Here is a 12983-nt window from a genome sequence, read left to right as displayed (position 1 = left end):
AAAGGAATACCCGGTTCCCACGTCCCACGTCCCACGACTCACGTCCCAAAAGGAGGCGTCCTTTTTGATAGATTTAAACCACTTTGAACGGATCCGGATTGGCCTTGCCTCTCCCGAACAAATCACTGCCTGGTCCAGCGGCGAGGTCAAAAAGCCCGAGACTATCAACTATCGCACGCTCAAGCCCGAAAGAGACGGGCTATTCTGCGAGCGCATTTTCGGACCCACGCGGGACTGGGAATGCCATTGCGGCAAGTATAAGCGGGTCCGCTATAAAGGGGTCATCTGTGACCGGTGCGGTGTAGAGGTGACCCGCTCCAAGGTCCGCCGCGAGAGGCTCGGCCACATTGAACTGGCGGCTCCGGTGTCACATATTTGGTACTTCAAGGGCATTCCCAGCCGCATGGGGCTCCTGTTGGATATGTCCCCGCGGGCGCTGGAAAAGGTCCTCTACTTTGTTTCCTATATAGTAACAGACCCCGGTGAAACCGGAATGATTAAAAAACAGCTCCTGACCGAGTCCGAGTACCGCGAAAACCGGGAAAAATACGGCGCGGCCTTTAAAGCCGGCATGGGCGCCGAGGCTGTTAAGAAGCTCCTGGAGGAAATCAACCTGGAGGAGCTGGCCTACGAACTGCGCCATGAACTCAAAGAGGTCACGGGACAGCGCAGGATCCGGGCGATCCGCCGCCTGGAGGTGGTCGAAGCCTTCCGCAAATCGGGCAACCGGCCGGAGTGGATGATCCTGGATGTGGTCCCGGTCATTCCACCGGAACTGCGCCCCATGGTGCAGCTGGACGGCGGCCGTTTTGCCACCTCAGACTTAAATGACCTCTACCGCCGTGTGATCAACCGCAACAACCGCTTAAAGAGGCTTTTGGACCTCGGCGCGCCGGATATTATCGTGCGCAACGAAAAGAGGATGCTGCAGGAGGCGGTGGACGCTTTAATCGATAACGGCCGCCGCGGCCGCCCGGTAACGGGTCCCGGCAACCGGCCTTTGAAATCGCTCTCCGATATGCTCAAAGGCAAACAGGGCCGTTTCCGCCAGAACCTTCTCGGCAAGCGGGTCGACTACTCCGGCCGCTCGGTCATCGTGGTCGGGCCGGAACTGCACATACACCAGTGCGGCCTGCCCAAAGAAATGGCGCTGGAACTGTTCAAGCCCTTTGTTATGAAGCGCCTGGTTAATGAAGGCTTCGCCCACAACATCAAAAGCGCCAAGAGGATGGTTGAGCGGGTGCGCCCCGAGGTCTGGGACGTCCTCGAAGAAGTTATTTATGAGCACCCGGTGCTGTTAAACCGCGCCCCCACCTTGCACCGTCTGGGCATTCAGGCCTTTGAGCCGGTGCTGGTAGAAGGCAAGGCCATCCAGATTCACCCGATGGTATGTACCGCTTACAACGCCGACTTCGACGGTGACCAGATGGCGGTGCACGTGCCCCTGTCAGCCGAGGCGCAATCCGAAGCCAGGCTTTTGATGCTGTCAGCCAACAACATCTTGAACCCCAAGGACGGGAAGCCGGTTGCGATTCCAACCCAGGACATGGTGTTGGGAAGCTACTACCTGACCATGGAGCGGGAGAATGATTTAGGCGAGGGCATGTGTTTTAAAAGCAGTGACGAGGCCGTGATGGCCTATGAAAATAAATGCGTCTCTCTGCACGCCAAAATCAAGGTCCGTCTCGACGGGCTGGGCCTGATGGAAACCACGGTGGGCAGGGTGATATTTAATGAAGTAATCCCCAGGGAACTGGGCTTTATCAACCAGGTGGCGGAGAAAAAGGTCTTAAGCAGGATCGTCGACGACTGCTACCGCAAGCTGGGTTTCTCGGAAACCACCAAGCTCCTGGACGGGATCAAGAAGCTGGGCTTCACCTATGCCACCAGGGCCGGTGTCACCATCGGCATCCAGGACATCACTATTCCCGAGGCTAAAAAAGAAATTCTCAAAGAGGCCGAGCAGACTGTTGAAAAAGTGGAAACGCAGTACCGGCGCGGCTTGATTACCGACGACGAGCGCTACCGCACCGTGATCGGGATTTGGAACGAAGCCACCAGAAACGTAACCAACGCCTTGATTACGACCCTTGCCCGATTCAACCCGGTCTACATGATGGCCAACTCCGGGGCTCGCGGCAACATCCAGCAGATCCGCCAGCTGGCCGGCATGCGCGGCCTGATGGCCGACCCCTCCGGGCGGATTATCGACCTGCCCATTAAGGCAAACTTCCGGGAAGGCCTGACCGTACTGGAGTACTTTATCTCCACGCACGGCGCCAGGAAGGGCCTGGCCGATACGGCGCTCCGGACCGCCGACTCCGGATATCTCACCCGCCGGCTGGTGGACGTGGCCCAGGACGTAATCGTCCGCGAGGTCGACTGCGGCACCACCCAGGGCATCGAGGTAATGGAAATCAAGGACGGCACAGAGGTTATTGAAAAGGTGGAGGACAGGTTTATCGGACGGGTGGCGCTTGAAGATATCAAGCATCCCGAAACCGGTGAAGTACTGGCCCAAGCCGACACGGAAATCACTGAAGAACAGGCGCAGAGGATCCTGGCGGCCGGCATCAAAAAAGTTAAAATCCGCTCGGTTTTAACCTGCCGGACCCGTTTTGGGGTCTGCATCAAGTGCTACGGCCGCAACCTGGCCACCGGCCGCAAGGTGGATATAGGGGAGGCGGTGGGCATCATTGCCGCCCAGAGCATCGGCGAGCCGGGCACCCAGTTGACCATGCGCACCTTCCACACCGGCGGTGTGGCCGGGGACGATATCACCCAGGGTCTGCCGAGGGTAGAGGAGCTATTTGAAGCCCGCCGGCCCAAGGGCCAGTCCATTGTAGCCGAGACCGACGGTGTAATTGCCGTGCGCGAGGTCAAGGGCCGCCGGGAAATTGAGGTCACCGGCGATGACGGCGAAAAGACCGTCTACCAGGTGCCCTACGGCGCCCGTCTCAAAGTAAGGGACGACGAGCATGTATATGCCGGTGATGAACTTACCGAGGGTTCCGTCAACCCGCACGATCTATTAAAAATCAAAGGCGTGCAGGGGGTGCAGGTTTACCTGCTCCATGAAGTGCAGCGGGTGTACCGCCTGCAGGGCGTGGATATCAACGATAAGCATATCGAAGTAATGATCCGCCAGATGCTGCGCAAGGTGAAAATAGAAGAGCCCGGCGACACCGACCTTTTGCCCGGCGGGCTGATCGATATCTTCGAGTTCGAGGAAGAGAACAACAAGGCCCTGGCCAACGGAGGAGAAGCCGCCACGGCCAAGCCGGTGCTTCTGGGTATCACCAAGGCCTCCCTGGCCACAGACTCATTCCTGTCGGCGGCCTCCTTCCAGGAAACCACGCGGGTGCTGACCGAGGCGGCCATCAAGGGCAAGACGGACCCTCTTTTGGGCCTGAAGGAAAACGTGATTATCGGCAAGCTTGTCCCCGCCGGGACCGGCATGTCGCGCTACCGCAATATCAGCGTCAACGCGGATGAGGATATGGTCGACCTGGACGAAGAGGACACCCTGCCGGAAGCCGGCGACGCCCTCTACCTGGAGACCCCGCTCTAAAAGAAAGCAGTTTGGAAGCAGGGGGACGGTTCTTTTGCTTCCTTCCTGCCCGGAGGAAGGAAGCAAAAGAACCGTCCCCCTGCTTCCCACATCCCACGACCCAACGGAGTAGCTGTAAAATAACTGTGGGTGATCACCAGTAATCTCCAGGCGAAAAGACAAGGAGTTTTTCCACGGAGAAAAGAAGAAAACCTCCAATGCAAGTAAGCCAAACCGACAAAGGAGGTTTCTTCTAGTGAATACATCACCCCAAATCCAAGCAGCCCAAGACTATCTGAAAGAAAGTTCCTGGCTGCAAGAGAAAAGAGTGAGTACTTTACTTAACAGTGTACTTGCCGGAAAGACAAATTTCAATACTTTAGAAAAAGAACTATTTACCATTGCCAGAGACTACTTGATTCAGATGCTGACTGCATTTTTAGAACACCTTGATCGGCTCATACTTTACTCGGCCGAACGGGAGGGTTGGGAAGTAGTTGAAATAAGGGAGCGAAGCCTCGAAACCACCCTGGGGGTGCTCAGCTACCCAAGACGCTACTACAAAAAGCGCACTTTAAGCGGAGCTTACGCTTACACCTTTTTGCTGGACGAACTGCTGGGTATACCAGCAAGAGCGCATGTCTCTGCCCGGTTGAGCGAAATAGCCGTAATGCTTGCCGCCGAACAAACCTACAGGAAGGCAAAAGAAACCTTAAAGACCACTTTGGGGGTGAGCATCAGCCACGAGACCATCCATCGGGATGTCCAAGTAGCCGGTGAACACCTCAAGAAATGGGATGGGGAAACTGGCTTAGACGGTACCGGTATCCGTGTTGTCCCTTTATTGGTTGTCGAAGTAGACGGAGCGATGATCAAACAACAGCGCCGGCACAAAAGAAGTGAGCAGAGACGCTTTGAGTTAAAAACAGCGGTAGTTTATGAAGGGTGGGAAGAAGGTCCGAATGGCAGAGCAAAACTGATCAACCCCACTTACTTCATTTACCACGGAAAAGGAGAAGAATTTTGGGGCGCCTTAGAACGGCGTTTAAGCCGGCTCTACGATCTTGACGGCTGCCCAAGAAAAATTATTGCCGGGGACGGAGCCGACTGGATCCGGGAAGGAGCCGATCTTTTAGGGGCCGAATATCAATACTGCCGGTTCCACTTAAAAAGGGATCTTATTAGCCTGTTTAACCCCCAGCACAGAAAAAAACTCGAGAAAATCCTCTATACGAACGACACGAACAGCCGGGCCGCTTTCAATATGTTTTTAAGGACGTTGATCATTGAAGAACCAAACGAAACCAGAAAAGAAAAACTAAGAGCTTTCCAAAGCCTAATCAATAGCGTTTGGGAAGGGATTACCGACTGGCGGGAAAGAAACCGTCCCTGCCCTTCCCCGGCCCGGGGATTGGGAGTTATCGAACCCAATGTGGGGCATACCATTGCCCGTCGGTTTAAACATCAGGGGGCTTCCTGGTCGGTAAACGGATCTGACAATCTCGCCCATGTTCGTTGTGCAAAAAGAAACGGTAATCTTATAGATATTCTTCGCCTGCCAGGGCCGCCTACTCCAGAGAGTGAGCCGGTACGAGTTCAGGACGGCTATTGGGCCAGAAGACAAACAGATGGCCTGGCTGCAAAAGATCCTGGGGATTGGGTACGGGCATCCTTGCCGGCAGCTTATGGACCCAATCAGAAAAGCCGGGAACTGGCATTACTAATTAGCCGTCTCACTTTAGATTGGATTTTTTAGACATGTTTTTGGTGAATCCCTGAGGCTTTTTTTGGGCGGCGCCGTCAGGGTAGCCTTGACTGCCGGGGGCCACACGCATGGTATAATGGGAGAAACGACGGGTTCGCTATCTTTGTAGACATGTTCCCGGAGCCACCCCGTCGGCATGTTTTATCAGACCATGCGTGGGGGTGGCAGTCAAGGCCGCCGCCACCGTGTTTTAAATTTTTTGCAATCTATATCGTGTCAAATTTATAACCTGGTTGAGTTGCATTGGAAATTATCGGATACGACCCACTTTAACTTGACAGCATCCCCAACGGAAGGAATTATTGACAATGGCTCCATCAAGTGATAAGATATTTGAGTGTGTCTGGACTGTGGGAGGTGTAAGCCGGCATGGCTTACAAGAGGCTGATGGCAGCCAAGAAAAGAACGGTCGGTTCCAAAGAGACCCTGAAGGCCATTGAAAAAGGTCGCGCCAAGGTGGTTTACGTAGCCCAGGGCGCGGACCGGCATGTCATCGAACCTATTATACAGGCAAGTACCGCCAAAGGTATTCCGGTGATCGAGGTAGATTCCATGCTGGCGCTGGGCAAGGCCTGTCACATTGAGGTGGGCTGCGCGTCGGCAGCCGTAGTTGAGGAATAATAGTATTTTTCCTATACTTTAGCAGCAAGAAAGGAGGTGCATCGATATGCCAACCATCAGCCAACTGATCCGCAGCGGTCGTCAAGAAACTACGAAAAAATCCACGGCTCCGGCCTTGAAGGAGTGTCCACAAAAGAGGGGTGTCTGCACCAGGGTTTACACTACCACCCCTAAAAAGCCGAACTCCGCCCTGCGTAAAGTAGCACGTGTCAGACTCACCCACGGTGTTGAGGTTACCTCCTACATTCCCGGTATTGGACACAACCTGCAGGAGCACTCGGTCGTTTTGGTAAGAGGCGGCAGGGTCAAGGATATACCTGGCGTCAGGTATCACATCGTGCGCGGCGCCCTGGATTCCGCGGGAGTGCAGAACAGGAACAAGGCTCGCTCCAAATACGGCGCCAAGAGGCCTAAAAAGTAAAATTTATTATAGATACTTAAATTTTACGGCAAAGGGGGGAAAAATATGCCTAGAAGAGGCGCGGCTCCGAAAATAGAAGTTTTACCGGACCCCGTTTACCGGAGCAAGGTTTTAACCAAGTTGATCAACCAGGTAATGCTGGACGGCAAGAAAAGCCTGGCTGAACAAATAGTCTACGGCGCGCTGGACATCGTCCAGGAAAAGACTGGCAAGAGCGGGCTGGAAGTATTTGAAACAGCGATGAAAAACGTCATGCCGGTGCTCGAGGTGAAGGCCCGCCGTGTAGGTGGCGCCAACTACCAGGTCCCGATCGAAGTTCGCCATGACCGCAGGCAGACACTGGGTATCCGGTGGCTGACCAAATATGCCCGTGAGCATGCCGGACATACTATGGAGGAGAGACTCGCCGGCGAAATCATGGACGCGGCGGCCGGTACTGGCGGTTCTGTTAAGAAGAGAGAAGACACGCATAAAATGGCGGAAGCCAACAAGGCATTTGCGCACTACAGGTGGTAAAGGAGGGTTCTTCGTGGCGCGTCATTTTCCATTAGACAAAATAAGAAACATTGGCATCATGGCCCATATCGACGCCGGCAAGACCACCACCACCGAACGTATACTGTTTTATACAGGTAGGGTGCATAAGATTGGGGAAGTTCACGACGGGGCAGCGACCATGGACTGGATGGTTCAGGAACAGGAGCGGGGGATTACCATTACGTCCGCCGCTACCAGCTGCCAATGGCGTGATAGCCAGATTAATATCATCGACACGCCAGGGCACGTGGACTTCACTGTTGAAGTGGAGCGCTCCCTGCGTGTGCTTGATGGCGCGGTTGCCGTTTTTTGCTCGGTTGGAGGTGTTGAGCCGCAGTCGGAAACGGTATGGCGGCAGGCTGACAAGTATGGTGTCCCGCGTATCGCCTATATTAATAAAATGGACCGCGTGGGGGCTGATTTTTACCGGGGCGTGAAGATGATCAAGGAGCGTCTGGGAGCCAACCCGGCGCCTCTGCAGATACCCATCGGGTCGGAGGACAACTTCCGGGGAGTCATCGATCTAATCAGGAATAAGGCTATCATATACACGGACGACCTTGGCACTTGCCGTGAAGAGACCGATATCCCGCAGGATATGGCTGAAGAAGCCAAAGCCATGCGGGACAGTCTGATTGAGGCGGTAGCCGAGTCGGATGAAGACCTGATGCTGAAATACCTCAATAACGAGGAAATCACAGAAGCAGAAATCATGAAGGGCCTGCGCAAGGCGACCCTGGCGGTAAAACTGATTCCGGTATTATGCGGCTCCGCCTTTAAAAACAAAGGAGTGCAGCCGCTTTTAGACGCGATTGTGGATTACCTGCCCGCGCCGACCGACATACCGCCCATCCGGGGCACAAACCCTAAAAACGGCGGAGAGGAAGAGCGCGCGGCCAGGGATGATGAGCCATTCGCAGCCCTGGCCTTTAAGATTGCAGTTGACCCCTATGTGGGCAAGCTGACCTTCTTTCGGGTCTACTCCGGCCAGTTAAAGACCGGCTCATACGTTTTCAACTCAGTTAAGGGGCGCAAGGAGAGGATCGGCCGCATCTTGAGGATGCACGCCAACCACCGTGAAGATATCGACGAGGTTTTTGCCGGCGATATCGTGGCGGCCGTAGGCTTGAAGTCGACCGGCACCGGCGACACCCTGTGCGAGGAAAAGAGCCAGGTGGTCCTGGAGGCTATGGATTTTCCGGAGCCGGTAATCCAGGTGGCCATCGAGCCAAAGACCAAGCTGGACCAGGAGAAAATGGGTATTGCCCTGCAGAAGCTGGCGGAAGAGGATCCCACCTTCAGGGTTAACACCGATGTCGAGACCGGCCAGACGCTGATCAACGGCATGGGCGAGCTGCACCTGGAAATTATCGTGGACAGGATGCTCAGGGAATTCAAGGTGGAGGCCAACGTCGGGCGGCCGCAGGTGGCTTACAAGGAAACCATACGCAAAAAGGTTAAAGCCGAGGGCAAGTTTATTCGCCAGTCCGGCGGCCGCGGCCAGTACGGTCACGTGGTGCTGGAAATTGAACCCAGGGAGCCTGGCGAAGGCTACCTTTTTACCAATAAAATTATCGGCGGCGTCGTACCCAGGGAATACATCCCGGCGGTCGACGCGGGAATCAGGGAAGCCATGGAAAACGGTGTCCTGGCGGGCTTTCCGGTTGTCGACGTGGGAGTTACCCTGCTGGACGGTTCCTACCACGATGTCGACTCCTCAGAAATGGCCTTTAAGATTGCCGGTTCAATGGGCTTCAAGAGCGCTGCCGGCAAGGCCGGAGCGGTCCTGTTAGAGCCGGTCATGAAGGTTGAAGTGACGGTCAACGACGAGTACATGGGCGACGTTATCGGTGACCTGAACTCGCGGCGGGGCCGCATTGAGGAAATGGAACCCCGCAACGGGGCCCAGATCATCCACGCCTTTGTTCCCCTGGCTGAAATGTTCGGCTACGCGACCGACCTGAGGTCACGCACGCAGGGACGGGGTGTCTACTCAATGCAGTTCAGCCACTACGCCCAAACGCCGGATAATATAGCTGAAGGAATTATTGCCAGGAGACAGGGGCACGCTATTGGTAATAATTAGCGGCCCTACCGGCTAAAAACAGTAACAAGTTTAGAATTTCAAGGAGGTTTAAAAGACCAATGGCAAAGCAAAAGTACGAACGCACCAAACCCCACGTTAATATTGGAACCATCGGCCACGTAGACCACGGCAAGACCACACTTACCGCCGCCATCACCATGGTGCTGTCTACCGTAGGCGGCGCGTCAGTCAAGAAGTACGATGAAATCGACAATGCTCCTGAAGAGCGCGCCCGTGGCATCACGATCAACACCGCCCACGTAGAATACGAAACAGAAAAACGGCACTATGCCCACGTTGACTGCCCGGGCCACGCCGACTACATCAAGAACATGATCACCGGCGCCGCCCAGATGGACGGATCGATCCTGGTCGTATCCGCCGCCGACGGGCCCATGCCCCAGACCCGCGAGCACATCCTGCTGTCCCGCCAGGTGGGCGTTCCCTACATCGTTGTCTATCTGAACAAAGCCGACCAGGTTGACGACCCCGAGCTGTTGGAACTGGTAGACATGGAAGTGCGCGAACTGCTTTCTTCCTACGAATTTCCCGGCGACGATACCCCGATTATCAGCGGCTCCGCATTAAAAGCCATGGAATGCGCCTGCGGCAAGAGAGACTGCCAGTGGTGCAAATCGATCTGGGAACTGATGGACGCGGTGGACTCCTATATACCGACGCCGCAGCGGGCCATTGACAAGCCCTTCCTGATGCCGGTGGAAGACGTGTTCACGATTACCGGACGCGGCACCGTGGCCACCGGGCGTGTAGAGCGCGGCCAGATTAAAGTGCAGGAAGAAGTGGAGATCGTAGGTTTCACCGAGAAGCCGCGCAAGACCGTCGTAACCGGGGTTGAGATGTTCAGGAAGCTTTTGGACAGCGGCCAGGCCGGCGACAACATCGGCTGCCTGTTGCGGGGCGTGGACCGCAAAGAGATCGAGCGGGGCCAGGTGCTGGCCAAGCCCGGCAGCATCAAGCCGCACACGAAATTCAACGCTGAAGTATACGTCCTGACCAAAGAAGAAGGCGGGCGGCACACCCCGTTTTTTAACGGCTATCGTCCCCAGTTCTACTTCCGTACCACCGACGTGACCGGCGTGGCGCACCTGCCCGAAGGTGTCGAGATGGTAATGCCCGGGGACAACGTCAAGATCTCCATTGACCTGATCACCCCGATCGCCATCGAAGAAGGACTGCGCTTCGCCATCCGTGAAGGCGGCCGCACCGTGGGCGCCGGCGTTGTAACAGGCGTCAGAGAGTAACCGATACGGTAAGTGAACGTGTGGCAGACGTGAATGCATTGTCCTATAAATCTTTGACCCCAAAGGAATGCAGGATATACCCACGTCCCACGTCCCACGACTCACGACCAAATATAAATCCGATGATGTGAGAGGTTGCCAGTTCGGTAGTCAGACGTCGGACGTCAGACATCGGGATGGAAGGAATTCGTAAAGCGAATTCCAACGAGTCTGACGACCGAAATGGGGAATTTTCACTGAGGAGTCCGCTAATCGGGCGAAAAGGAGGACCAAAAGAAATGCAAAACCAAAAAATACGGATCAGGCTTAAAGCCTACGACCACCACATGCTCGACCAGTCCGCCCAGAAGATCGTGGAAACAGCGAAGAGAACGGGCGCTTCTGTAGCCGGGCCGATCCCCCTGCCGACAGAAAAGAACGTGTACACCATTCTGCGGAGCCCCCATGTCAACAAGGACTCCCGCGAGCAGTTTGAAATGCGCACCCACAAGCGGCTGATCGACATCTTAGAACCCACTCCCAAGACAGTCGACGCCCTCATGCGCCTCGACCTGCCCGCCGGCGTGGACATCGAGATCAAGTTGTAACATTACTTTATTAACATGGTTTTAGTGTAGCGCATGCATTTAGTGTAATAGAGGAAATTTTGGACGTGAGACGTGGGACGTGAGAGTGAATGATTGACTCACGGGTCAAGAATTCGAGATGGAATATCCGGTACTCGCGATTTACGAACCAGGGGGATGCGTATAAGCCCTTAAACTGCTCCGCAGTTTTGTTCGATTGAAATCGAACCTACATTAAAAAAGCAACAACAGCCCAAAAAATGTAGGTGCGAATTCATTCGCACACGACCCCAAAGGAATGCAATATATTCCGACATCCGACGTCTGACGACCGACGACTAAAGTGCAACGTTGGGAACCAGCTCAACCTCTTGCCGTAAGAAAATAAAGGTCTAACGCGAAGGTCCGGGAGTACCGGCGATAGCCTGACCCCGGCGCCGCCGGTTGGACTTCCAAACGGAGGAGCGAAATAATGCCCAAAGGAATTCTGGGAAAAAAGATTGGCATGACACAGATTTTTACAGATAAGGGCCTGGCCATCCCGGTAACCGTAATTGAAGCGGGCCCCTGCGTCGTGGTTCAGAAAAAGACCATGGAAACAGACGGCTATCAGGCCATCCAGATTGGTTTTGGAGAGAAAAGGGAGCGCCTTTTCACCAGGCCGCTCAAAGGCCACTACGCCAAGAACAATGTACGTCCGATGCGCTTTTTGCGGGAACTGAAAGTCGAAGACCCGGACGCCTATCAGGTAGGACAGGAAATCAAGGCCGACATTTTCGAGCAGGGTGAGAAGGTCGACATCGTTGGCACGACCAAAGGAAAAGGCTTTGCCGGCGGTATTGAACGGCACGGCTTTCACCGCGGACCCATGGCGCACGGCTCCAAATACCACCGCCGGCCCGGCTCTTTGGGAGCAAAAGGACCGGCCAGAGTTTTCAAAGGCAGGAGACTGCCCGGCCACCTTGGCGCTGAACGGGTGACGGTACAGAACCTGGAAATCATCAAGGTGGACGCCGGCCGCAACCTGCTGGCCGTGAAAGGAGCCATCCCCGGCCCGAAGGGCGGCCTGGTGATTGTCAAACCGTCCACCAAAAGCCGGTAAATGCATGACGGATGCAAGTCGGTCGTAGGACGTAAGGCGTAGGGCGTAGGAAAAAATGCAGGTGCGATTCATTCGCACAAAGACTCGCAAGGAATGCAGAATATACCTACGGCCTACGACTAACGACCTACGACCTATTGAAGGAGGATACGCACATGCCTACAGTAGCATTGTACAATACCAGCGGCGAACAGGTCGGTGAGCTGGCGCTGAGCGAAGAAATCTTTGGCGCCGAGGTCAACGAGTCAGTCCTGCACGACGCCGTTGTGGCGCAGTTGGCCAGCCGGCGCCTCGGTACCCATGATACCAAGACCAGAGGCGAGGTTAGCGGCGGCGGCCGTAAGCCCTGGCGCCAGAAAGGCACCGGACGCGCCCGCGCCGGCACCACCCGGTCACCCATTTGGCGCAGCGGCGGTATCGTCTTTGGCCCGCACCCCAGGGATTACAGCTACAGCCTGCCCAAGAAAGTAAGGAGACTGGCCTTGAAATCCGCCCTGTCAGCCAAGGTCAACGATGGAGACATCCTTGTTTTGGACTCTCTGACGCTTGAAGGGCCCAAGACCAAAGATATGGTGAAAATTCTCGGCGCCCTCAAGGTGGATGACGCCCTGTTGGTAACTGCGGGCAAGGACGAAGCTGTTGAGAAGTCCGCCCGCAACATCCCAAACATCAAACCCCTGGTGGCAAACGGCCTCAACGTGTATGACCTCCTGGCCTACGACAAGCTGGTTATAACCAAAGACGCCGTGGCCAGGGTTGAGGAGGTGTTCGCGTAGTGGATGCCTACAGGGTGTTAAGAAAGCCGATGGTAACAGAAAAAAGCACTTCGCTTTTACAGGATAACAAGTATACTTTTGAAGTCGATCCGAAAGCCAATAAAACGGAAATCAAGCAAGCCGTTGAGAGCCTCTTCAAAGTCAAGGTTGAAAAAGTCAACACCATGCGCGTAAAGGGCAAGCTGAAAAGGGTCCGCCAAATACAAGGCAGGACACCCGACCGGAAGAAAGCGATTGTCACACTCAAACAAGGCGACAAGATAGAAATATTTGAAGGAATGTCATAGGTTTTAGCGA

Annotated in this window: 11 protein-coding genes; all 11 read left to right on the top strand. The window is 55.0% G+C overall.

From position 1 onward, the window contains the following. The first annotated feature begins 64 nt into the window (after positions 1-64). The 11 genes from rpoC (at position 65) to rplW (ending at position 12973) form a co-directional block, all read left to right on the top strand. The gene (rpoC, locus tag Psch_RS09080; protein ID WP_190239950.1) at positions 65-3571 is read left to right on the top strand and encodes a DNA-directed RNA polymerase subunit beta'; all 3507 of its coding nucleotides are present in this window, start codon (positions 65-67) and stop codon (positions 3569-3571) included. 235 nt (positions 3572-3806) lie between these two features. After that, positions 3807-5306, top strand: coding sequence for an ISLre2 family transposase (locus tag Psch_RS09075; RefSeq protein ID WP_190238768.1), 1500 nt, complete (start codon positions 3807-3809; stop codon positions 5304-5306). Between the two features lie 378 nt (positions 5307-5684). Then, complete coding sequence (locus Psch_RS09070; protein WP_134220147.1) at positions 5685-5936, top strand: ribosomal L7Ae/L30e/S12e/Gadd45 family protein; 252 nt, start codon at positions 5685-5687, stop codon at positions 5934-5936. 46 nt (positions 5937-5982) lie between these two features. Continuing rightward, complete coding sequence (rpsL, locus tag Psch_RS09065) at positions 5983-6357, top strand: 30S ribosomal protein S12 (RefSeq protein ID WP_190239949.1); 375 nt, start codon at positions 5983-5985, stop codon at positions 6355-6357. A gap of 45 nt (positions 6358-6402) precedes the next feature. Continuing rightward, the gene (gene rpsG / locus Psch_RS09060) at positions 6403-6873 is read left to right on the top strand and encodes a 30S ribosomal protein S7 (RefSeq protein ID WP_134220149.1); all 471 of its coding nucleotides are present in this window, start codon (positions 6403-6405) and stop codon (positions 6871-6873) included. Between the two features lie 13 nt (positions 6874-6886). Further along, complete coding sequence (gene fusA, locus Psch_RS09055; protein WP_190239948.1) at positions 6887-8980, top strand: elongation factor G; 2094 nt, start codon at positions 6887-6889, stop codon at positions 8978-8980. Between the two features lie 59 nt (positions 8981-9039). Continuing rightward, positions 9040-10242, top strand: a complete 1203-nt coding sequence (gene tuf / locus Psch_RS09050) for an elongation factor Tu (RefSeq protein WP_190239947.1) — start codon at positions 9040-9042, stop codon at positions 10240-10242. Between the two features lie 278 nt (positions 10243-10520). Next, positions 10521-10829 carry a 30S ribosomal protein S10 gene (gene rpsJ / locus Psch_RS09045; protein ID WP_134219763.1) on the top strand — a complete coding sequence of 103 codons (309 nt, stop codon included), beginning with the start codon at positions 10521-10523 and terminating at the stop codon, positions 10827-10829. A gap of 451 nt (positions 10830-11280) precedes the next feature. Beyond that, positions 11281-11910: a 50S ribosomal protein L3 gene (gene rplC, locus Psch_RS09040; RefSeq protein ID WP_190239946.1), complete on the top strand. Its 630-nt coding sequence runs from the start codon at positions 11281-11283 to the stop codon at positions 11908-11910. Positions 11911-12065: 155 nt separating this feature from the next. Beyond that, a complete protein-coding gene (gene rplD, locus Psch_RS09035; RefSeq protein WP_190239945.1) occupies positions 12066-12686 on the top strand; it encodes a 50S ribosomal protein L4 in 621 nt (206 codons plus the stop codon). Continuing rightward, the gene (rplW, locus tag Psch_RS09030) at positions 12686-12973 is read left to right on the top strand and encodes a 50S ribosomal protein L23 (protein ID WP_190239944.1); all 288 of its coding nucleotides are present in this window, start codon (positions 12686-12688) and stop codon (positions 12971-12973) included. The genes rplD and rplW overlap by 1 nt, the downstream gene beginning before the upstream one ends. Positions 12974-12983: the final 10 nt, after the last annotated feature.

The sequence above is a fragment of the Pelotomaculum schinkii genome, assembly GCF_004369205.1.
GTDB classification, from domain to species: domain Bacteria; phylum Bacillota; class Desulfotomaculia; order Desulfotomaculales; family Pelotomaculaceae; genus Pelotomaculum_C; species Pelotomaculum_C schinkii.
The sequence above is the reverse complement of the archived record's forward strand: the minus strand, read 5'-3'. Positions and strand labels throughout refer to the sequence as shown.

Bases quoted from the DNA above. Each gene is read 5' to 3' on its own strand.
- Psch_RS09070 (WP_134220147.1), top strand. From the start codon at position 5,685: ATGGCTTACAAGAGGCTGATGGCAGCCAAGAAAAGAACGGTCGGTTCC.
- rplC (WP_190239946.1), top strand. From the start codon at position 11,281: ATGCCCAAAGGAATTCTGGGAAAAAAGATTGGCATGACACAGATTTTT.
- rpsG (WP_134220149.1), top strand. From the start codon at position 6,403: ATGCCTAGAAGAGGCGCGGCTCCGAAAATAGAAGTTTTACCGGACCCC.
- tuf (WP_190239947.1), top strand. From the start codon at position 9,040: ATGGCAAAGCAAAAGTACGAACGCACCAAACCCCACGTTAATATTGGA.
- rplD (WP_190239945.1), top strand. From the start codon at position 12,066: ATGCCTACAGTAGCATTGTACAATACCAGCGGCGAACAGGTCGGTGAG.
- rpsJ (WP_134219763.1), top strand. From the start codon at position 10,521: ATGCAAAACCAAAAAATACGGATCAGGCTTAAAGCCTACGACCACCAC.
- rpsL (WP_190239949.1), top strand. From the start codon at position 5,983: ATGCCAACCATCAGCCAACTGATCCGCAGCGGTCGTCAAGAAACTACG.